The organism is Rania fehmarnensis, assembly GCF_056494185.1.
The window spans coordinates 1234710-1256858 of the sequence record NZ_CM151398.1; the positions used below are offsets into that span (position 1 = coordinate 1234710).

The 22149-nt window shown below is 54.4% G+C and carries 18 protein-coding genes; 11 read left to right on the top strand and 7 right to left on the bottom strand.

The genetic code is table 11. The features are described from left to right. The first annotated feature begins 251 nt into the window (after nt 1–251). Nucleotides 252–992: a hypothetical protein gene (locus SH573x_RS03845; protein ID WP_479353012.1), complete on the top strand. Its 741-nt coding sequence runs from the start codon at nt 252–254 to the stop codon at nt 990–992. Nucleotides 993–998: 6 nt separating this feature from the next. Here the strand turns inward: SH573x_RS03845 and SH573x_RS03850 are convergent, their stop codons facing one another. The 3 genes from SH573x_RS03850 to SH573x_RS03860 form a co-directional block, all read right to left on the bottom strand. After that, the gene (locus SH573x_RS03850; RefSeq protein ID WP_479353013.1) at nt 999–1628 is read right to left on the bottom strand and encodes a nitroreductase family protein; all 630 of its coding nucleotides are present in this window, start codon (nt 1626–1628) and stop codon (nt 999–1001) included. Nucleotides 1629–1993: 365 nt separating this feature from the next. Beyond that, nucleotides 1994–3124 (bottom strand): aminomethyl transferase family protein, encoded by a 1131-nt coding sequence (locus SH573x_RS03855; RefSeq protein ID WP_479353014.1) that lies wholly within the window; start codon nt 3122–3124, stop codon nt 1994–1996. Between the two features lie 77 nt (nt 3125–3201). Further along, the gene (locus SH573x_RS03860) at nt 3202–3489 is read right to left on the bottom strand and encodes an acyl carrier protein (RefSeq protein ID WP_479353015.1); all 288 of its coding nucleotides are present in this window, start codon (nt 3487–3489) and stop codon (nt 3202–3204) included. 370 nt (nt 3490–3859) lie between these two features. Between SH573x_RS03860 and SH573x_RS03865 the strand changes: the two genes are divergently transcribed. The 3 genes from SH573x_RS03865 (at nt 3860) to SH573x_RS03875 (ending at nt 7414) form a co-directional block, all read left to right on the top strand. Then, nucleotides 3860–5797 (top strand): serine/threonine protein kinase, encoded by a 1938-nt coding sequence (locus SH573x_RS03865; RefSeq protein WP_479353016.1) that lies wholly within the window; start codon nt 3860–3862, stop codon nt 5795–5797. Further along, on the top strand, nt 5798–6460 hold the full coding sequence (locus SH573x_RS03870) for a sigma-70 family RNA polymerase sigma factor (RefSeq protein WP_479353017.1): 663 nt from the start codon (nt 5798–5800) through the stop codon (nt 6458–6460). It abuts the gene before it with no gap. Nucleotides 6461–6571: 111 nt separating this feature from the next. Next, on the top strand, nt 6572–7414 hold the full coding sequence (locus SH573x_RS03875) for a tetratricopeptide repeat protein (RefSeq protein WP_479353018.1): 843 nt from the start codon (nt 6572–6574) through the stop codon (nt 7412–7414). An 8-nt stretch (nt 7415–7422) separates the two neighbouring features. Here the strand turns inward: SH573x_RS03875 and SH573x_RS03880 are convergent, their stop codons facing one another. From SH573x_RS03880 to SH573x_RS03895, 4 genes are all read right to left on the bottom strand, one after another. Then, complete coding sequence (locus SH573x_RS03880) at nt 7423–8490, bottom strand: hypothetical protein (protein WP_479353019.1); 1068 nt, start codon at nt 8488–8490, stop codon at nt 7423–7425. A gap of 75 nt (nt 8491–8565) precedes the next feature. Then, on the bottom strand, nt 8566–10959 hold the full coding sequence (locus SH573x_RS03885; RefSeq protein ID WP_479353020.1) for a dockerin type I domain-containing protein: 2394 nt from the start codon (nt 10957–10959) through the stop codon (nt 8566–8568). After that, a complete protein-coding gene (locus tag SH573x_RS03890; protein WP_479353021.1) occupies nt 10956–13973 on the bottom strand; it encodes a protein kinase domain-containing protein in 3018 nt (1005 codons plus the stop codon). The genes SH573x_RS03885 and SH573x_RS03890 overlap by 4 nt, the downstream gene beginning before the upstream one ends. 83 nt (nt 13974–14056) lie before the next feature. Continuing rightward, nucleotides 14057–14728: an RNA polymerase sigma factor gene (locus SH573x_RS03895; protein ID WP_479353022.1), complete on the bottom strand. Its 672-nt coding sequence runs from the start codon at nt 14726–14728 to the stop codon at nt 14057–14059. Between the two features lie 311 nt (nt 14729–15039). On the opposite strand from SH573x_RS03895, the gene SH573x_RS03900 reads away from it, so the two are divergent. The 7 genes from SH573x_RS03900 (at nt 15040) to SH573x_RS03930 (ending at nt 22111) form a co-directional block, all read left to right on the top strand. Continuing rightward, complete coding sequence (locus SH573x_RS03900) at nt 15040–16203, top strand: dockerin type I domain-containing protein (RefSeq protein WP_479353023.1); 1164 nt, start codon at nt 15040–15042, stop codon at nt 16201–16203. 81 nt (nt 16204–16284) lie between these two features. Beyond that, nucleotides 16285–16944, top strand: coding sequence for a methylthioribulose 1-phosphate dehydratase (gene mtnB / locus SH573x_RS03905; protein ID WP_479353024.1), 660 nt, complete (start codon nt 16285–16287; stop codon nt 16942–16944). Nucleotides 16945–17026: 82 nt separating this feature from the next. Beyond that, nucleotides 17027–18046 carry an aspartate-semialdehyde dehydrogenase gene (locus SH573x_RS03910; protein ID WP_479356640.1) on the top strand — a complete coding sequence of 340 codons (1020 nt, stop codon included), beginning with the start codon at nt 17027–17029 and terminating at the stop codon, nt 18044–18046. Beyond that, nucleotides 18033–18974, top strand: coding sequence for a tRNA pseudouridine(38-40) synthase TruA (gene truA, locus SH573x_RS03915; RefSeq protein ID WP_479353025.1), 942 nt, complete (start codon nt 18033–18035; stop codon nt 18972–18974). The genes SH573x_RS03910 and truA overlap by 14 nt, the downstream gene beginning before the upstream one ends. Continuing rightward, nucleotides 18965–20134: a glycosyltransferase family 4 protein gene (locus SH573x_RS03920; protein WP_479353026.1), complete on the top strand. Its 1170-nt coding sequence runs from the start codon at nt 18965–18967 to the stop codon at nt 20132–20134. Before truA ends, SH573x_RS03920 begins: the two co-directional genes overlap by 10 nt. Nucleotides 20135–20342: 208 nt before the next feature. Next, nucleotides 20343–21239, top strand: coding sequence for a serine/threonine-protein kinase (locus SH573x_RS03925; protein WP_479353027.1), 897 nt, complete (start codon nt 20343–20345; stop codon nt 21237–21239). 8 nt (nt 21240–21247) lie between these two features. Next, nucleotides 21248–22111 (top strand): serine/threonine-protein kinase, encoded by an 864-nt coding sequence (locus SH573x_RS03930; protein WP_479353028.1) that lies wholly within the window; start codon nt 21248–21250, stop codon nt 22109–22111. Nucleotides 22112–22149 lie beyond the last annotated feature (38 nt).

Here is a 22149-nt window from a genome sequence, read left to right on the forward strand (position 1 = left end):
GACAGACCCCGGGCTGATTTGCTGGCATTGCATGCCAGCCCCGTCGCGCCTGCTCTGTCCCCCGCCGCGCAACTGGGGACAGACCGCGTGTCGCCGCTGGGCACTTGCTTAGCTGGCATCTTCCGGCCACCGATCTTCGTGGCCTGTCCCCAAACGGTTGAGCAAATGTCCGCGCGGGGAGAGACCCCGGTCTGCTTTGCTGGCATTGCATGCCAGCCCCGTCGCGCCTGCTCTGTCCCCCGCCGCGACCTATGGTCGATCTGCGCCCAGCCATTCAGTGGGATTCCCGACTCTTTGCCCAGACGTATCCCAAGCTGAAAGAGCTGGACAAACTTGGCTCTCCACAAGAATGGGACAAGTTGTGGGATGACATCTTGTTGGCCATTATCACCATCGATTCTCATTCCTTGCCGCCTAACAATTCCAAAGAGCTCCAAGCTCTTACAGACAAGTGGCTAAGTTCGTCGAGGGAACGCCTGCCTAAGTCGGCGCCGCATTTGGCGGATCGCGTTAAGTCGATGGGCGACTCAGAAGTTAGTGTGCGCTATTGGTGGCTGCGTTATCTAGAGATGCAAGACATGTTGCTGCCTGCCGCGATGCTGGAGATGCCCACATGTTTTCAGGCGGTGGTAGAACACGCGCAGAAGATTGACCAAGAGTTTGCAGGTGAAGACTTCGTACATCAAGGTTTATTGGAGCTGAATATAGTTCCGATTTACTATGTGGCTGACCTCGAGCAACGTTTCGCATTGCTGCGAACCGTTGAGGCGATACGCCACTGGTCCGCAGAAAACAGTGGTCAACTTCCGGCATCGCTCGCGGATCTGACTCTATCTATTCCGAAAGACCCGCTGAGCGGCGAAGACTTTCAATATGTGCGATCGCCGGATGAAAAATCAGCCAGGCTCGGTGGCAAGATTTTGTGGTTCACTGGCGACAAGCACAAGCGTGGGGCGACCTACACCCTGGAAGTGGCTGTGGTCACCCCATAGCCGTGTTTACGAAATCCACCGGGTCCATTGCAGCATGGGGGTGCGCTTGGATCGCAGCTTACTGAGGGCCCGCTCGGCATCGCCTATGTAACTGGGGAAGAGAAAGATCGCGCCTAGCAAGATCTGATTGGCGGGGATGCCCAGTAGCTGAAAGACCTCAGGCGAACGTAACACGCCGCCACTGGACCAGTAGTTCGAGATCGAGCGGGCGGTGGCTGCCAACAAGAGATTCTGAATAGCCGCTGACGCAGCGGCGATGTGTTCGACATTGGCGAGTGTCAAAGCGAATCCAGGTTCGTCACCCATCGCAGTGGCGGAACCTGCGTTGGGTAGCCAAGTGGCCATGATCAAGGCATCCGCGGCTGCCAACATGGCCGGAATCTTACCGGCGTTTTCTTTGGGCAGTTGCGGATGCAGGCGTCGACAGCCCGCAGCATCCAACACATGAAAACGCCACGGTTCAATGCCAGGCAAGGCTTCTGTCCTGTGCATATCTTCGCACGCGCGATGGAATGGTGCTTGACCTGCCAGCTCGAGAATCTCTTCCAGTGTCGCCCGCAGGTCGCCCGCTGGCAGGTCCTGCTTAGCCAAGACTTTCTCGGTCTTGCGCATGCGAATGGCATCGTCCACGTGCATGGGTCATCCTCATTCTTAAATGACCCAATGTATCACAAAAGTAAGTGACAGAAGGCTTAGACTTAGCCAAAGAAAATGGCTCTCTCGAACGGCTTGCCGTCGTCAGCGCTGGTTACGTTCATAACAGACACTGACTGCGGATGGTGACGGCAAGCCGTTCGAGAGAGCCGATGCGACGTCAGTTGCAAAGGTTTGTTTGAGATTTTCCCAGCGACGGCTTGCCGTCGTCAGCGCTGCTTACGTTCATCACAGACACTGACTGCGGATGGTGACGGCAAGCCGTCGCTAGGAAGGATCTCTAGTAGTTCGCGAGTAACTGGTGCCGCAGAGATGTATCGCGGCACCAGTTACATCCTCGACGAGTGTTAGTTGAAGTAGCTGTCTTCTTGAGGACGAATCGTCATGCTGCGATTGCTGATGAACGGTGCCGAGACTGTGGTCACGTTAAGCACTTCGCTGCTGGTCTGAATTTGGAATTCGATTCCCACGTATGCCAGTTCTGCATTGATCAGGGCCAAGCCGATGGGGTGATCCAGACCATGCGAGAACTGAGCGTTAGCCACCTCGCCCACAACATGTCCGTCGACCATCACCTGGTCACCAGCGGCTGGAACGGTGGCAGAGCCTTCGACGGTGAAGCCAATCAGTCGACGAGCCTGGCCAACTTCCATAAGTGAAGCCAGGGCAGAGCGACCTTTGTGATCATCTTTCTCGTGGTCGAACATCACGCGGCAATTTAGTTCCAGTGGATTGGCAACTCGAGTACCTTCTAATCGCATATTCGGGAAGCGATTTTCCAGGCGGCACAGATCGAGTGTCGCTACGCCAATTGGCTGAATGTCATACTTGCTGCCGGCAGTCAGCAGGGTCTCCCAACACTGGGCCGCTTGGGCGGCGCCCACAATCAGCAGATACCCGAATTCACCAGTCTTGCCTGCTCGAACGATGTGAACCGACGTCGGACCGAGCTTTTGATTCTCCAACATCTCCAGGTAACGGAGGCCAAGGATCTTAACGCCGATCATGTCCTTGAGCAGTTCCCACGAGAAGGGACCATCCAGTCCGATCAAGCCGACGTCGTTAGTTACATCTTCAATCGCCACTGAGAAGCTACCCACGTTTGCAGTCAGGTAGGCGTACGCTTGAGCAGCCGAGCAACCTTCGGTCAGAACCATGTAACCGTCGCCGATCGCGATAACATAAGCTTCGCAGACGATCTCGCCGTTATCGCCCAGAAAGAACGAGGTCATGGCGCGGCCGATGGGCAGACGAGCAACATCTGGCAGATTGAGATTGTTCAAGTAGTCCAGTGCATCGCTGCCACTGATGCGGAACTTGCCGTAGTGACCTTGATCGGAAATACCTACGCCTTGACGTACGCGTTCGTATTCGGTCTTAGGATCGGTAAAGTTGAGAGCTGTGTTGTAACCAAAAACGTCCGTGGCGGTATGGTCAGCGTTAAATTGGTCAGCGAGAAGATTGTTGATATGGCTCATGTTTCAAGGCTCCGCAGTTTTTGAGTGAAGTCAGACAGTGATGAACGTTGAGAGAGAATCGCTTCGACAAAACTGAACTAAGCTTGCTGCGATTGAACGAAGTCAGCGAGCGTGTTGATGGTTCGCAGAGGTGCAACTTCACCTTCCGGAATCATCACATCGAATCGCGATTGCATGCCGATGATGATTTCCATCGAGTCGATTGAATCGAGAGATAGTCCGCCACCGAAAAGAAACGTGTCGTCGTCGATGTCTTCGGGACGAATCTCCAGTTCCAGGCGTTCCACTAACTCTTCCTTGATCGCCTGTAGAACTGCTGCGCGGGCTTGAGCTTTGGTTTGTGCTTCTTCGAACGAGATACTCATATTGAAGTCCTGTGAGTGAACGAGCTGCAGAGAACTGTGTGGCAAGTTGTCATGAATCCCCGCCACCAACCAAGACGCCACTGGAAGAAATTTCAGGGACACGGAAATTCGAAATTTCGCTGCCGCTTGATCGCGGACTGAAATTAGCCGGGCGTGCGATTGGAACAGTCGACTGAATCGTTGTAGTCGACAGCCCGTAGGATCGTCTGGGAGGCCTCACAACCGCGACTACTGTTACTGTCGAGCCAATCGCTAGAGTTTCGGCGGGCGTGATTTTGATGAGAGCCGGGCAATGTACCCAGCGACTGAAATTATGACGTAGCCTTTTCGCGTGACGTGTATAAGCTGCCCCGAGCTGCGCGAGGATCGTATGACCGCAACGCTTTCCCAAGACGCCTCCTATCATTCGCTTGCCGACGAGTTCCTAAGGCTCTATCGCAGCCGTCGGATCAAGTCCGTCGAGCAGTTCGCTGCTATGCATCCAGACATGGCAACGATCATCGTCTCGGAATTCCCAGCGATACTCTGGGCAGAAACGCTCAGCAATCCACCGGAGGAGCCCAAGGATGAAGTTCCCAGTAAAATCGGTCCATACGATATACGCAGCGAAATCGGCCGCGGTGGTATGGGCTGTGTCTACGCCGGCTGGCACGCAGATCTCGAGCGCGACGTGGCGATCAAGGTCTTGGCGTTTAAAGGTCCCGGTTGGAAGCGAGCTACCGAGCGATTTCGCTTAGAAGCTCGAGCCGGCGCGATGCTCAATCACCCCAACATCGTACCCGTCTATGATCACGGTACGCACAACAACCTGGTTTACCTGGTCATGCACCGGGTCAAAGGCATATCGCTAGGCAGAATGGTTGAAGGACTGGAAGCCGAGAGCACGCGCTTGCATGGAGCTCCCATGACTCTCGACTGGTGCTTCATCGCCAATATCGGCGCACAAGTCGCTTCGGCTCTAACCTATGCCCACGAACAAGGCGTCATTCATCGCGACATAAAACCTGCCAATTTGCTGATCGATGATGACGGCAAAGTGTGGGTCACCGACTTCGGTCTGGTCAAGCTAGTCGAAGGTAATTTGGACATCAGTCAGACCGGCGACATCATCGGTACGCCACGCTACATGTCGCCCGAGCAATGCCGCGGTGCATGCGATGCACGCAGCGACATCTACGGCCTGGGACTGACACTATACGAACTGGCGTGCGGCAAAAAAGTCTGGGAATCTGTTTCCCAAGCCAAGTTGATCAAAGAGCGCTCGACGCTGGAATTGCCCGACTTGCACGAAGTCAATCCAGCTGTGCCCGGACCGCTGGCCGACATCATTATGAAGGCTTGCGAACTACGCCCCGAAGATCGTTATCAGACTGCCCGCGAATTCAACTATGTACTAACACGATTTGCTCATGGCCATATGGTAGGCGATCGACGTCGCCGCTCTGGCAAACGTTCGAAGTTGTATCGGCGATCAATTCTGGCCTCCGGAACGTTTGCAGGGATCTTGAGCGTGGGGGCACTGTGTTACGGAGTGTACTACTACACGCGCAAAGAAAATCCATTTCGCGATCCCGTTGCCGCCATCGGCGTACTCAAGGATGACAGCCTGCGTACAGAGTTCATCAAGGAACTGCCAAACATCATCAAAGAAGTTGTTACTAACGATTCACCCGAGTTCCGTGAATCAATCAGCACAGTAGCGCAGCAAGCAATCGGCAAGACCATCAACGAATACGAAATAGCCGAAGAGGATCGCGAGAAACTCAAGAAGAACTTGGACAACTGGTTGGATAGCTACAAGAAAGGTGACTTGACCGGCCCCAATGCGCAGACGCTGGTCAGCAATATGGCGGATACCAATACCGCCAATGTCATCAAGATTCAGCGTCTTTCAGCTGTGGTAGAGCGTTCAGGATTAATTCCCGCCGAGCGTCAAATGGCCAGGCAGTTATTGACCGCCACCTCGCACGCGATTTTGATGCGCAAATTTACCAACGAAGCGACGGGCCGCTTGCTGGATCTCATGGAAGAGTTGAATGAAGTCAAGAACCCGATCGAAGCCCAAGGTGGACCGCCAGTAATTATGAGTGATGAAAATCTGCGGATTTACTTCACCGAGATGCGACGCATCGTCGAAGCCGCTCACATTCCACTCGAAGCACCCCAGATCCAACTGCCTGGCAATGTTGCCAGAGGTATCGAAGAAGCACTGAAAGATCCACGGACGTTGGAAATGGTGCGCCGGCTACAGACTCAACATGGTTGGCCAGGCATACCGCCCGCGCAATTTCATGAGGTTCGTAATTAAATGCCTATTCACGTACAGCCTGATCCAGTTACCGCCCCTGCGAGAGCTTCGATGGAACTTACCAAGAACGAAGACGATATCCTGAATGAGTTCAGGAACGGTGGTGAAGTTGCTCTGGCGCGGTACTTCGCGACTCTGCGAACAGAGTTGCATCAAATGCTCAGGTTTCGAATCGATCAACGATTGAAGCGACGATTGGATGATTCTGATATCATCCAAGAGGCATATATGGAATCTTGCCATCGACTGGCTACCTATTTGGAAGATCCACAAATACCGCCCTCGGCCTGGGTGCGGCGACTGGTACGCCAGGTGTTGTCGAAAGTTCAACGCGAACATCTGGAAACCAAGTGTCGCGACTTGCGCCGCGAGTTTCACGCCAATGAACTCGTGACCTCGGTCGACATTTGCGAACTCTCTGCATCGATGACACCGCCGGATGCCAGAGCCGAGCAGGGCGAGACACGTGAGAAGTTGGCTGAGATCCTGTCGTCGATGCCCTTGCTAGAGAGCGAGATATTGACGTTAGTTCACTTCGAAGCCCGCACCATTCGCGAAGCTGCGGCAGAACTGAATATCACTATCGAAGCCGCCAAGAAGCGCTATCGCCGAGCCATACTGCGTCTCAAGGGCTGGATCGGTAGCGAGTCGAAAATCGCTTGACATATTAAGTGGGTGATCGCCGTAGAGCTTTTGACGCTATGCCTTCACGCACTTGCCAGTTGATGTGTAAAATATCTGTTGCCCCAACCACTCGCAGCGGATGATTACCATATGAACGTCAACTGGATCACTTCAACGACCGACGAAACCTTTCAGCAAGACGTGATCGATCGATCACAGCATGAACTGGTGGTACTCGATTTCTGGGCCGAGTGGTGTGGCCCCTGTCGAGCACTTTCACCCATCCTGGAGAAACTGGCCGAAGAAGCTGCTGGCCAGTTCATCTTAGTTAAAGCCAATACCGAGCAAACACCGCAAGCTGCCGGCACCTACGGTGTCGCCAGCATTCCAGCGGTAATGGCTATCTCCGAGGGGCAAGTCATCGACGCGTTTGAAGGCGCACTGCCCGAGTCGGCCATCCGTCAATGGCTCAGTCGGCTCTACGCCAAACAGCAACTGAAACAAGCCACCCAAACTGCCACTCATGATTCACAGGCCGCCGAGCAAAGCCTGCGCGAGATGATGGCGGCTGATCCACGCAATCGCGATGTTACTCTGGCCCTACTCGATTTGTTATGGCAACTGGGCAGGGCAGATGAATGTGTACAGTTGCTCGAACAGTTAGAGCAGGACGCGCCCCTGGAGCCCGAAGCGAAAAAAATCCAGGCTGCCCTCGCCTTACAAGCTAGATCTGGTATCGATCTGGATCAGGCTCGCGTCAATGCCCAGACCCAGCCCAAGAACTGGCCAGCTCAATTAGAACTGGCCAATGCGCTGGTCGGTCGCGAGGCTTTTGAAGAAGCCTTCGAGATTTGTTTGAACCTGGTAATGCAAGATCGCAAACAAACCGGCGAACAGGCTCGCGCCCTGATGGTCGAAGTCTTTCATGCATTGCCAGATGATTCACCCCTGACCAGTGAATATCGTCGCAAGTTAGCATCGGCCCTGTATTGATCCACAACCTAAGTGGGTTCCAGTATCGAACGTGGGGCAGGCAGCGTGTCTTCGCTAGCCGTTTCTTTCGGGGCAGGGGAGGGCAGGTCAAGATCCAGCGCGTCACGTTCGATCGAATCTTGATTGCGCGGGTTCGATGGGCGAACACTTGACTCGCGATCCAACTGGGCATCGAGCCCGGATGGGCCAGCTGGCCCAGGGGGCGCGACTGGTAACTCAGCTGACGCTTGTAGCATTCGAGCGGCTTGTTGCTCGGCTTGTTTGACTGCAACTTCAACATCGCGGGCTTCGCCCTCACGATATAGTTCCCAACCGGTACTGGTCACATCAAACCGATAGACGCCTTCAGTAATCGTGTACCGAGCTTCACCAAAAGACTGACCATCAGGCTTTACGCCGCGCGAAAACCGGATCTCATATCGATCTTTGAATCGCAGTAGTCGAGCTTCACCGCTGTAGACGATAAAGTGTTCCGTATCATCGATCAGATAGTTCACTTCGCCTCGTAAACGTTCGGGCAAACGAATCAATACTCCAGGCCCATCATAGGGCAAGCGGTTGGGAGGCAAAGCTCTGACTGAGTCGCCAGCCGCTAGATTGCCATCCGGCAAATTTCCTTCCGACTGAGCGTTAGGCGCTAGACCATAACCTGCTGAGTACGGATTGTTGCGAGCTTGACCTGCAGCATTGGGTCTCGCCAAGTTGGCCGAGGTTGAATTTACCGTGGCATTGAGCGGCGGAGCGGATTGTGGAACGCGACCGTTTGAGCTGCCAGCCTGATTGGGCACAGCGTTACTGGCGGGTGCATTGCCGCCGCGGGCTGCAGCAGCTGGATTGTTGCCCAATGCTCCTGCTCGCTGACTGGCCGCGGGCCCGTTACCCGGCGGATTGGCCAAGGGACTGCCCGGTGGAGGTGCATTGCGATTGAAGCGTTCCTCGCGGCGCGTCCCCATGCGATTGAATAAACCTCGTTCGCGTTCGGCTGCGCCGCCGCGTGGTAATTGCGCCTGAGCGCTAGCACATAGAAAGACGGCCAGCACATTGCCGATTACGAGTATTCTCAAAGTCGAATTCATTCAACTGCTCCCATGGGTTTGCGTAACCCTCGAGTATAGGTAAGAAGCAGCGTTTAGACAAACGTATCCATGTGCTTACTGTTCGCCCCAGTCTAACCAGGCTCGATCATCGATTTCGCCGGGTGCGACCGCGAAACATGGCTCGCCTTCGCCACCAAGTCCTGAATTGAGGGCATTGATAACCAGCAACGCATCCAGCGCTGTGATATTGCCATCGTTATTGACATCAATCTTGCCGCCCAGATTGGCGGGTGGCGGAGGCGTCAGGCCTGGTCCATAAACGTTGATGAAATTGATGATCAGCAGGGCATCCAGCGGCGTGATGCTGCCATCGACGCTTGTGTCATTGGGAAGTGCTGGATTGAAAGGCAAAAAATCAGAATTGTAGAACCAACTGTCTGTGGGTATCTCGATGGGAAACCCAGTCGTCGAAGGCAATTCGATCGGCGGTTCTGGCAGCAAGACAAAGGGCTCGTTCGTTCTGACATCGGGCGGATAGCAAAATACATCAGTGGTGTCGGGGCACGTGAATATCGGCGTCGAAGCAGGATCCAATGGCGGTGGACCCAGTGGGTCACCATTGATATCGCCCACTAACCTGACAGTCAACGAGGTAGAATTTGAACCACTGAAACGGGCCCCGAGCTGCAAGTAGTAAGTCCCCGGCATAAGCAGCAAGCTGTCGCCGGTGCGGAACTCATTTGACAAACTAGACAGATTCGCGATGACCTGGCGCTGAGCATTAAATATTGTCGCCCAGACAGGCACAGCCGGATTGCCAGTTTCAACGGCCTCCAATGCCCACGTAAATAACTGGGGCCGAGCGACATACCAAACCAGGTTGAATTCAGGTGAACTGTCCGTCAGCACTTGCTCGGTTAGAACGGGCCTGGTGGGTTGATCCTCCTGAAAACTAACTGACAGTTCATAGTTGCCTGTGCGCGATGTACCAGTGGCACTCTGAATTCGTACCGTGTAATCAGAATTAGAGTCGACCGCGGCGATCCACAGTTTCACTTCTCCGTTACCGTTTACCAGATACTGCGAGTCGAGTTGGTTTCCTTGTTCATTGAACACCTTGACCTCGGGCAGTAATCCATCGCGCTCGATCGCGCCGATTTGCAGCAACATGCCAAAGGTCTGGCCGCCCGCTGGTCTGGATGAGCGGAAGCGGAAATAGTCGACATCAACCGTTGAAGAAATTGTACCGATAGTGCGAGCCGCGCGGCGCAAGCTGCTATCGATAAACGGTTCGATGCGTGTTGCCGACGCGGATGAATCATTGCTCCCACGATCGTCGACGAGAAAGGTAGAATCTACTCCACCATGTTGATCGACGGCCAATTGCCCAACATCCAATTCACCCAAGGCCGTCGCGCTGGATGCAAACCAGCGCTGGGCACGTTGCACCACCGCCAGCGTATCGGCAAACGGAACGGTCACGCGCTCATCCAGCTCCGCAATCACTGCGTACGAACCGAATTGATGTAGCGAATCACCGATGGCATCGATCTGTAAGTAATACCGTCCACCGTCGCCGCCGGCTGGTAATTGCAAATGAACTTCACCATTTGCTGATGCGGTCGTTTCACCGCTTTGCAAGAGTTCACCCTTGTCATCCATAATGGTTAATCGAAACTGCAAATCGCTGAGCCCTTGCGAGACTACATGCACAGTGGTTGTGCCTGAGTAGTTGTTCGGTAGTTCAAAGAAGAAGATGTCGCGATCCGTCGAGCTGGTTATTTCACCGAAGTGCACCAGCGGTTTGGCCCCATCAAACCGAGACGAGACATCGGAAAACCGCATCCGCGTTGCATCACCTCTGTTATCGTTGCTTTTGTCGACTTCATTAGAGTCTACGCTGCGCGGACCGTACATTTGTTGCAACAGAGATATGTCGGCCGCAGTTGGTTCCAGGTTAGCCGGAATGCCATGGGTATGCATGGGCGAGTTGGGATCATCGTTATGGGGTAGACCGAGCACATGCCCCGCTTCGTGTAGGGCTACGCGCAGTAAGTCATCGGGCTGTTGATTCCAATTGGCGGCGGTATTGAAGAACATGTCGCCCGACCAACTGCCTGCGGAAAGTTTTTGATGTTCCACAGCCGCAGCCCAGGTGTCGGCAGACATTGGAATTCCCGCGACGCGAATCTCACCAAAACGTTCATCACCGCGAACAGGGCCCAGCGTGCCAATTGGGTCACCACTGTCGTTGACGACACCTACATTGATGGCGGCATATTGCGACCAAATCTGAAATGCTTTTACGACGCTCTCGCGCCACAATGGACCGGCAGGAGATTGGCTCATCACGCTATTCAAATCACTGATCTGATCGCCGACGAGCGTGCCATCGGGCACAAAGCTTAGTCGCAAGCTCGACGCGTCATCCCAAGCCAGTGATTCGACAGTCAGCATGTCGCGCCGCTGGAGGAATTCAATGCGCAGTGGACGTCGGGGCGTCTTCATTCCGTTTTCTCGATGAGTTTTGGCAGTTGGCCCAGGGTTGCGGCGGTCTTGACTATCAGTTGAAATTTGGGATCGGAGGCAAGCGATCGCATGTCCGCATCGCGAGCTATCTCACCTACCAACCTCCATTCTAATTGCACTGCGTCAGCCAAGAGCGCTAGAGCTTGTTGGCGCAGCGTTTTGACTTGTTCTGTCTGCGTGCTCTTGTCAGCGATCATCACAAGCGTGCTGGCAATCTGGACTTTCTCGCGCGGGTTGGGAGACAGCGTTAAAGCCTGGAGGCAATCGGCCTGCGCGGCAGGCAAGTTACCCTGGCGAGCGAAGAAAACCGCGCGGCTGGCTACGGGTAACGCACTTGTGGGTTCGGCTTCGATCCAGCGATTCAACCAGATTTCAGCGTTAGCGTCAGGTTGCACTTCCATATGCAGATACGCCAGGCCTTGTAACACTTCGTGATCATGAGGATCCAGTTGATAGGCCTGTTGCAAATCCTTAGCGGCTTGCTCCGGATTGGATTGCATATGTATTTGCGCAACATAGGCATAATCGCTGGCTGACTGCGGCTGACAGGCGAGCGCGCGTCGAACATCGTCTTGCGCCAGATCAACTTGGCCTTGCGCCTTATGAAGGCGTGAACTCAGTAGATGGGCCCGCACTAAAAACTGCGAGCGATGGATGAGATCCGCAGCGTCGGTCAGAGCGGAGTCGAGCTGGCCCAGTCGTTCGCGGCATAGAGCCCGATTGAAGCGGGCCTCGTCCAAGTCGGAACGCAACTTAAGCGCCTGCGTGTAGTAAGCCTCAGCGGCTCGGTATTGTTCCTGCCGAAGACTGACAGAGGCGCTACGTTGAGCCAGCAGCCCGCGAAAATACCAGGCTTGCCAATTCTTGGGAATCAACGCTAAGCAACTTGCATAGGCAGCATCAGCCAGTTCGGGTTCTCCGCGCTCTTGGTAACAAGCCGCCATGAGCAGCCACGCAGCGGGATGCTGGGACGAACGCTCGACCAAGGGTAGGAGTTTGTCCAATGCAAGTTGTCTATCACCCTTCACAAATTCATCGGTGGCCGATCGCAGTTCGGCAAAGTCGCGATCGACCGCCAGCGCGATGTGATTGTCGGTAAACTCATCGTTAGACAAGTGGGCGACCGCCTCCTTCATGGAGAGCAGCGACGCTTCCACAGCGTTGGCGGTCTGTTGGGTGCTAGTGGTTTCTAGGGTTCTCGAAAGTGCTTGCAAGCCGTTGGCCACCATGGCGCGCTGACTATCGTTCAAGCACTCTAGTTCGCTGCGCATTCGTCGGGTGTCAGGCTCGCGAACGGCGGCCAATACTTGTTCCACCGAATCGACGGCGGCCAGGGTCAGGTGATCGAACTGAGGGTAACAAGCCGCTAACACCAACGCTTGAGGCAATTCATCGTTGAATTGGGATACGAGAGTCGCTGCTCGCTCACGACGATACTCGCCGCGAAAATGCAAGAGACCAGCAATCAGTGCGCCTGCGAGCACGGTGGATAACACGGTAACACTGGTTATGGAGCTCAATCGAGGATGGCGCACGGTCCATTTCTTAACGCGTTGGATCCATGAGCGATTGGTTGCATGCTTCAGGGGCCGATGCGTGAGATGTCGCTGTAGATCCTCAGCCAACTGTTCAGCCGATTGATAACGTCTTTCGAGTGACGGCTCGAGCAGTTTCTCAACCACACTGCACATATCGCTTGAGGCATCGCGTTGATTCAAGCGATAGGCAAAATCTTTGTTTCTGCGGGCAGCCAAACTGGCCTTGAGCATTGTGGCCATCGAACCCTGGGGCATGCGAAAAGGCAGTTGCCCCGAAAATAGTTCAAACGCAATGACGCCCAGCGAATACAGGTCGCTCTGCGGACCAGCTCGCCATTGATCTGCAATCAGGGAATCCAAATGCTCGGGAGCCATGTAAGGTAGGGTGCCACCCATTAACGACTGTCGCGAACTGCCTGCTTGCTGCGCTACGTTGAAGTCAACAAGTCGCGCCTGCCCATCGTCCCCAATCAAGATGTTGGCCGGCTTCAGATCGCTATGCACGATTCCGAACCGGTGCGCGTGATTCAAGCCTTGCGCCAACTGTAACAACAATTCACAAAAGATCTCTTCAGCCTGCATGGCTTGCCAGCGACTTGGCCAAGTTAGACCATGATTCAAATGTACTGGTCGGGTTGCCTGGGTTGCCTGCTGCGAGAGATCGACTAGCGTCTGTACCTCACGTTGGCGATGGCTGAGCGTGGTAAACAACTGTTGCGAACGACGGGCAATGGTCTGAGGGCTGAACGATTCGGGTGCTGTGTCTTGCCCAAGTTTTACAAGCAGATCCGCTAGCGTCGTGGCTCCTGCGTACGGCATGCATAAGACTTGATAGCCCGCGATCTCGTGAACCGAAAAGACTTGAACAATGTGAGGATGTTGCAGCAGGGCGATTTTTTGAGGCTCCAGCGTGGCTTGCGAGCACACCTTCAGCACCACCGATCGCTCCGAGAGATCTAGCTGTTGAGCCAGATAGACTTTTGAAAGAGCTCCTTGACCGAGCAAACATAGAATGCGAAACGGCCCAAATTGCTCACCGGCCGATAGCTGGATCGCACATGCTTTCGACTCAGGACTGGCAGGTAATCCGTCATCACGGAGATCGGCCGCGTGCCAACTGGAGACGTCGACTTGCCAACGCTCGCGGAACTCTGCCGGCGTGACTGGCTGGCCTGCGTTGTGACGCAGACGGTACTCTTCGTAGGCGAGTTCCGATATCCGAGGTGATTGCTTCAGCAGGGCAGGGAACTGGTTAACGCAGTCGGACACGCCTATGGGTTGCCCCGCAGCATAAGCGTGCTCCATGCGAATTCGTAGCAGTTCGACCAAGGCAGGCCAATACTCGGAACTGGATGGTGAAGGCAAGAACTGCGCAACTTCAATCGATCGCCATCCGCTTTCAACCAGTGCGGCTTCATAACGATCGACGATTTCATCTAAGTTAGGTTGACGCATGGATCTTGGCTGGCTGGGTTGTCTGGCATCCTGTCGGGACGCCCTAGCATCTGCAATCGTTGATGTGGAATAGTTGATGGCTCTCAATCGTCAGAGCGGGGTGGTGGTTCGTCATCCGCCATAGGCGCAGATAGATCTTGACCTTCCTCGTCTTCTTCGACGCCAGCTTGCCGCAACTCGTTCATCAGCAAGGTGCGGAACGACTGCAGCACGCGTTCGGTCGATCGTTTGGAGCGTTCGACCTTTTCTGCAATTTCACTGACCGTAAAGCCTTCGATGCGCAGTTGGATCATTTGTTTGTGTGCGTCGGGCATATCTTGGGTCAAGTCTTCAATCGTCAGGCGTAACATGTCCAACGAGTCGGCAGAACCGAGGTCGCCCTCGCTGGCCAGCATGCCCTGAGTGCGGCGCACATCGCGTTTGTCGGCACGATGAAAGTCTGCCAGGGAGCGAATTTTGTTGAGGGCAATCACCATCAATAACTTCCACAGCGTGTCTCCATCGGGTACTTCGTAACTTCCCTCAGCGGCTCGGCGAAAGAAAGTCCTGAATACGCTTTGAACAATGTCTTCAGGGTCCACGCGTTGAGTAAGGTCGTGACCAGTTCTCCGCTGAGCCAAATCCAGCAGTCGAGTTGCATATCGGGCGTACAGTTGCGTGGCAGCATCGGACTGACCGCCTCGAAATTGTCGCAGCAGTGAATCGTCGGATTGATTGCCACTTTGCTTGGAGTTGGGCATAAATCTAACTCGCATTCGTCGTTTCTTAGGCTTGCCTGGTCTGACCATCACGCACCGCAGGGGCCGGCCGAATTCCGACGCCAACCCAATCAATTCCCGTGTTAAAGCTCAGTATTGAAGAGAGATTCGCAATACGCTCAATGGCCTGGAGCGGAGTAGGGCAGGGCAAACCGCCATTATCGCAAAAATTTTGTCGGCTTCATCAACAAAATGGATTATCGCGCCGCGATGGCGGTCAACAGCTCTGAATTCCGATCCTTTATTGGGAGAACCGACGGGACTGATCGGTCGACTTTAGTGCGAAACACTTCGTTTAGGGGATAAACATGCGTCACGGTAACCACAGTTTGACTCGTCGAATGGTCTTGGAGCGTCTGGACGTCCGACAATTGCTGGCGGCGGACATTATTCCTGAAGTCGAGCCCAACAATTCAGAAAGCCAACCGACCAGCTTCGCCCTGGTCGCCAACCAACAGGTGCGACTGCAAGGCACCTCGCAGAGCAAAGACGATAAAGACTATTTTGCCTTCACCGCGCCGGCGCAAATGGCTGTGTCCGTTAACGCTAGTGCGGCCGCCAACGTCAAACTGGAGATCAAAACTCGTTCGGGTTCGCAAGTCTTCGAGACCGAACCCAACGATGGTCTCCTGTCAGGTAAGTGGCAGGCGCAGGCCGGCGAAACCTATTTGTTACGGATGCGAAGTACTGAAAAGTCGGCGGCCACTTACGATGTGTTGCTCGAAGCCCTCGGGACTTCCATCGGCGGCAACTCGCAGAACAATAACAATAGCAATAACAATAGCAATAACAACAATTCGAGCTCGAGCAGTTCAGGGGCCGAAGTCGAACCCAACGACCGCACCAGCACCGCGACCGGTGCCAACCTCTCAAGCTCAGCTGAGTTGACGCTGACAGGTGCAGCTTCCAAACGCGATCGTGACTTCTTTCGCGTCGAGGCTGGTAGTACCGGAACGGTCTCCATCGACACGGGCGCCACGAATATTAAAGTGAGCATCGAAACGCCAACAGGAATCAAGCTCTTTGAATCCGAGCCTCGCGATGGAGTTACGGCCGGTTCATTTAACGTTTCGGCGGGCGATGTCTTTTATGTGCGAGCACGTGGCATTTCTAACTCTGTTAGTCAATATTCGCTAAAGTTGAGTTTAGGAAGTTCGACCACTTCCTCATCCGACACCTCGTCTGGACCAACAAGCAACTCTACCGGTTTGTTGTCACCTGATACCTGGTTGGATTCGAGCGATGATGGACAGATCACTGCCCTGGATGCCTTGTTGGTGATCAACCAACTGAATGCCCATGGCGTCGGCCACGGCGCCGACGATATATTGCTGAATCTCGACACGAACGACGATCGCATCGTAAGCGCTCTGGATGCATTGTTGGTTGTCAATCGCATCAACGATTACACGCGGGGAGTTGATGTCAACGACGCCTTCGACGATTCCGATATCCGCAGGCGACGGACTTAAGCCGAGCGACCTACCTTTTCCGCGACAACAAGTCGGCCTACACTATCTCAGGTTTTGTTGCTATCACCTGGGAATCTAGTCATGTTCAATCCAACTGAGATGGCCGTGCCGTCGCATCTGTTGCCCTATGCTGAACAAGTTGAAGGGCTGCGGCGTGCGGGCCATATCTTCTGGCAACGCGGTTGGTCGCTGGGGACCAGCAGCAATTACAGCGTGATTGTCGAGCGGGACCCGCTGCTATTGCTCGTGACGGCCAGCGGCAAGGACAAAGGTCGGTTACGCAGCGATGACTTTGTTTTAGTGGGTGCTGACGGCGCAGCGACTCTACCCAACCAGCCCAAGTCGTCGGCTGAAACGCTACTGCACTGCATAGCCGCCCAGAAGTTTGCCGATGTCGGTGCTGTTTTGCACACGCACAGCATCTGGTCAACGCTGCTTAGTCAGCGTTTTTTCGCTCAGGGCGGTATTCTTTTCGAAGGTTTCGAGATGCTCAAAGGCCTCAGCGGGGTCAAGACTCATGAACATCGCGAGTGGTTGCCGATCTTCGATAATACGCAAGAAATTCCGATCCTGGCCGAACAAGTCGCCGCGATGCACGCTCAGAAGGGGATAGGGCATGGCTATTTGATTCGTGGCCATGGCATTTACACTTGGGGCAAGGATCTCGAAGAGGCTGCTCGGCAGATCGAGATCTGGGAATTTTTGCTGGAATGCCTCGGTCGGCAGATCCAGTTAGGCTAGGCTGCACTTTGCCCTTCGGCCCGCCTCAAGTAAAATTATGAGATTCTGTACTTTCGCATTTAGCGGCAACGAAGGAGACATGGTGATCAAGACTTTGGCAGTAGTGGGCGCAACCGGCGCCGTGGGACGCATCGTTCTAGAAGAAATCGTCTCGCGCGGTCTCCCTTACGAACACCTGAAATTGCTGGCCTCTGCTCGTTCGGCTGGCAAAAAAGTCGAAGTCGCCGGCCGGCTGATCACCATCGAAGAGATGAAACCCGAGGCCTTCGAAGGAGTTGATTTGGTAATCGCCAGCACGCCCGACGAAGTCGCGGCTGAATTTGTGCCCTGGGCCGTCCAGCGCGGCGCCATCGTGGTTGATGAGAGCGCGTACTTTCGCATGCATGCCGACGTGCCTCTGATCATTCCCGAAGTCAATCCAGAAGCCATCCACAATCACAAAGGCATCATCGCCAGCCCCAACTGCAGTACGACACAAATGGTCGTCGCTCTCAAGCCCTTGCATGATGCGGCTCGGATTCGTCGCGTCATCGTCAGCACCTATCAGGCAGTTAGCGGTGCTGGTCTGGCTGCCCAATCCGAACTGGCCGATGGCGCTAAGGCGGCACTAGCCGGTGGCGTCGGTCAGCCATCGATGTTTGCATACCCGATTGCCTTCAATCTCATTCCGCAAATCGGTTCGCACAAACAGGATGGCTTCACCTCAGAAGAGATGAAGATGGTCCACGAGACGCACAAGATCATGGGTGATGACTCGATCGCCATCAATGCCACTTGCATTCGCGTACCGGTGATGATTGGTCATAGCGAATCAATCTATTGCGAGACTGCCGAGCCTCTCTCGCTGGACCGCATTCGTGAATTGTTCGCCGGTGCGCCCGGAGTTACCGTGCTCGACGATCTGCCAGGCAAGCAGTATCCCATGCCTCGCGACTGCGCCGACAAACCTGATGTCTTCGTCGGTCGCATTCGCAAGGATCTGACCAACGTGCATGGCATCAGCTTCTGGTGCGTAAGCGATAACTTGCGCAAAGGTGCTGCGACCAATGCAGTACAAATCGGTAAACTCCTTGCCGACAAGATGGCCAATGTGCCAGCCTGAGTCATCTAACTCGCCGCATCAGCCGACACTGGATGCAGAGTCTGGTGACGCTGAATCATGGACTGAAACTGGCAGCGACGAGGACTCGTCAGCTATAACCAATAGCGGCCAGTCCACTACGGATGCTGCAGGGCAGGGCGGGGGACTGACAGCACAGCGTTGTTTCAAGTTGATCATCGCTTACGATGGCGCTGCATTTTATGGATGGCAGCGCCAGGCTACCGCGCGCAGCGTGCAAGCGACATTGGAAGACGCGATCCGCCTGGTTACCGGCGCGCCCAAAGTAACGCTCTTGGCGACTAGTCGCACCGATGCTGGCGTTCACGCGCTGGGGCAGTGCGCTACCTTTCGTTCAACTCATTGGAAGGCGCCAGCCAGCAATCTGCCACTGGCCATTAACTCGCACTTGCCCGACGATGTCATCGTCCGCGCGGCCGAGCAAGTGCCGATGAGTTTCAATCCGTTGACCGACTGCCTATCGAAGCGTTATCGCTACACCGTGTATGCAGCGCGCGTATCGAGTCCCTTGGATCGCCATCACTCCTGGTGGGTCAAGAAGCTATTGGATATCGATACCATGCGAGCCGGCGCCAGCTACTTGATTGGTAAATATGATTTCGTGGCCTTCCAGTCCAGCGGAAGTCCGCGCGTCAGTACGGTGCGCACCGTCAGTGCAATAGATATTGACTGCCAACCGCATTTGGATGGTCAACGAATTACCATCGAGATCGAAGCTGATGGCTTTCTCTACAACATGGTACGCAACGTCGTGGGGACATTGGTGCAAGTTGGCCGTGGTCGCAAGCCTGTGACTTGGGTACAAGACGTCTTGCTGGGTGGTGATCGTCGGGCAGCCGGACAAACGGCGCCGGCCAGCGGCCTCTGTCTGCTGCGCATCCGCTTCGAGGATCAGCCGCCATGCGCATAATGCACGTAATCACGCGCATGATCATCGGTGGTGCCCAGGAGAACACACTCTATAACTGTCTCGACTTGATTCGCATCTATGGGGATGAGGTGCTGCTGGTAACAGGACCGGAGCAGGGCCCCGAAGGCGGTTTGTTGCAAGAGGGCAGAGCAGGGGGGCTAGCCATTGAAACGCTTGACGCGCTCCGTCGCAATATTCATCCGCTGCATGATTGGAAAGCGTATACAGCTCTCAAGAACTTGATCGATCGCTATCAGCCCGATGTGGTTCATACACACAGCGCCAAAGGTGGTTTGCTCGGTCGCGCGGCGGCCTGGAGTCGTCGAGTGCCAGTGGTGATCCATTCGGTACACGGCGCGCCATTTCATCCCTATCAATCTGCCGCCGCTCGGCGATTCTTTATTGCCTGCGAGCGTTGGGCTGCGCGGCGCTGTCATCACATGATTTGCGTGGCCGACGCGATGACGGAATTGATGGTCTCCGCCGGTGTGGCTCCGCGATCGAAATTCACCACCATCTACTCGGGCATGAAGGTCGAGCCGTTTCAGAACGCGGCGCAATTTCGCACGGCGGCTCGCCAGGAGTTAGGCATTGCCCCAGATGAAATCGTCTTTGGCAAGATTGCGCGTCTCTTTCCTCTAAAAGGGCACGAGTATCTGATCGACGCAGCGGCGCGTGTCATAGCCCAGAATCCCAAGGTGCGGATCTTGCTTGTCGGCGATGGCGTCTTGCGGGCTGCCTTGACTGCAGAGATTTCGCGGCGTGGTCTGCAACATGCCTTTATCTTTGCGGGGCTGGTCCAGCCCGAGCGAATTCCCTATTACCTGGGAGCGATGGATGGACTGGTGCATACGAGTCTTCGCGAAGGTTTGGCGCGTACGTTGCCTCAAGCGTTGATTGCCGGCTTGCCAGTAATCAGCTACGACATAGACGGCGCGCGCGAAGTTGTCTTGCCCGGTCAAACTGGTTTTCTTATTCAGCCGCAAGCAGTAACTGAACTGGCTGACGCGATGCTAGCGTTGGCTGGTGATAGTGGGTTGCGAGCCAGGTTAGGGCAGGGGGGAGCCGAGCGGTTCACCGACCAATTCCGTCACGAGGTCATGACGCAAAAGATCCGCCAGCTGTATGTCTCCTCTCGCTCCGCGAAAGGCAGTCCATAGTCTCCTCTCGCTCCGCGAGAGGCGTGGGTTGCAGATAGATGAACAGGGGAACCCGAAAACTGCGTTTCGCGGAGCGCCAGAAGACAATGAGGAAATTGCCTTTCGCGGAGCGAAAGCCGACATAGGCACGCTTCCGATTGGGGCAGGTTTGGCTTATTATGGCAAGTTGGGCCTCTTGTTAAATGAACCAACCAAAAAGTGACTTTCCGTGACAAAAGTTCGTGACTTTCTCGGTCCCTACCGCTTGGCTCGATTGATTCGCGCCGGAAACTCCTGCCAGGTTTGGGAAGCGATCGAGAACGCCACCAATGCGAGATATGCGCTGAAAGTCTTGCGTTCCGACATGAAGAACGACAAGAATGAGCTGGCATTTCTGAAAAACGAATACGAAATTGCCGCCCAGCTGTCCCATCCCAACGTCATCAAAGTACACAAGCTGGTCATGGACGGGCCATCGCCGTTTATCGCCTTGGAATTGTTCAGCGAACTGAACATGAAACAAGCTCTGCGCCGCGGGCCAGAATCTCTGGCTTACATGCTGGACAAGATCATCGAGCAGTGTACCGAGGGTCTCTATTACATGCACAGCAAAGGCTTCGTGCACTGCGACGTCAAACCGGATAACTTCCTGGTCAGTCGCGATGGCGATGTCAAGCTCATCGACTTTACGATCTCGCAGAAGATGAAGACCGGCATCGCGAGATTCTTCAGTGGCAAAGCTAAAAACGTGCAGGGCACCCTCAGCTATATGGCGCCGGAGCAGATCAAGGGCGAAGCCTTAGATCAACGCGCCGATGTTTATAGTTTTGGCTGCGTATTATTTGAATTAGTAACGGGCAAGGCACCTTACACGGGAACTAGCCCCAATGAATTATTGAATAAACATATTTCAGCGGCGATACCATCACCGCTGGTTGCCAACGACAATGTAACTTCAGAGTTCGCAGCCTTATTAAAGTCCATGCTGGCTAAGAAACCCGAAGCCAGGTTGGCGTCAATGTGGGAAGTTTTGAAAGTAATGCGCACGCTGCGCATTTTCAAGAAACCACCGCGAATTCCTGAAACCAGTATCTTCGACGAATTTCCGACCAGTGGTCAGCGCTAGGTTTATTTATGGAAAAAGTACTTGGCCAGTATCGCCTCAGCAAAATCATTCACCAGGGCAACACATCGCAAATATGGGAAGCCATCGATAGCGGTGGACCCGATCGCGTCGCTATTAAATTGCTCAAGCCCGACTTTCGTGAAGACAAAACGCAGCTAGCGCTATTCAAGAACGAATACGAAGTGGCTGAGCAGATGTCGCATCCCAATATCATTAAAGTGATCAAGCTGGACATGGATGGCAAGGTGCCATACATGGCCATGGAGCTCTTTAGCACCATGAGTCTGAAAGCTTCGCTCAGGCAAGGTGTTGATTCCATCGCCTTCATGCTCGACAAGATAATCGTGCGCTCGACCGAAGGTCTGTCGTATATGCACAGCAAGAACTTCGTCCATTGCGACGTCAAGCCCGATAACTTCTTGGTCAACAAAGATGGGGACATCAAACTGGTCGACTTTGCAATCTCGCAGAAGATGAAAACGGGCCTGGCTAAACTCTTCAGCGGCAAAGTGAAAAACGTTCAAGGTACGATGAGTTATATGTCGCCCGAGCAGATCCGCGGACAAACGCTTGATCAACGCGCCGACGTTTACAGTTTTGGTTGCATGTTGTTCGAGCTGGTTACGGGTAAACCACCGTATACAGGTAGCAGTCCCAGTGATCTGCTCAACAAACACATCTCGGGTGCGATCCCGTCGCCGCAAGTTCTCAACGATAACGTCAGCAACGAGTTCGCGGGTTTCCTGAAGAGCTTGCTGGCCAAGAAACCTGAAGACCGTTTGCCATCGATGTGGGAAGTTCTCAAGCAAGTGCGCACGGTTCGCATCTTCAAGAAACCGCCACGCATTCCCAACACCAGCATCTTCGCTTAATACTGAAGCTCACACACCACTTAACCATACACACCTGA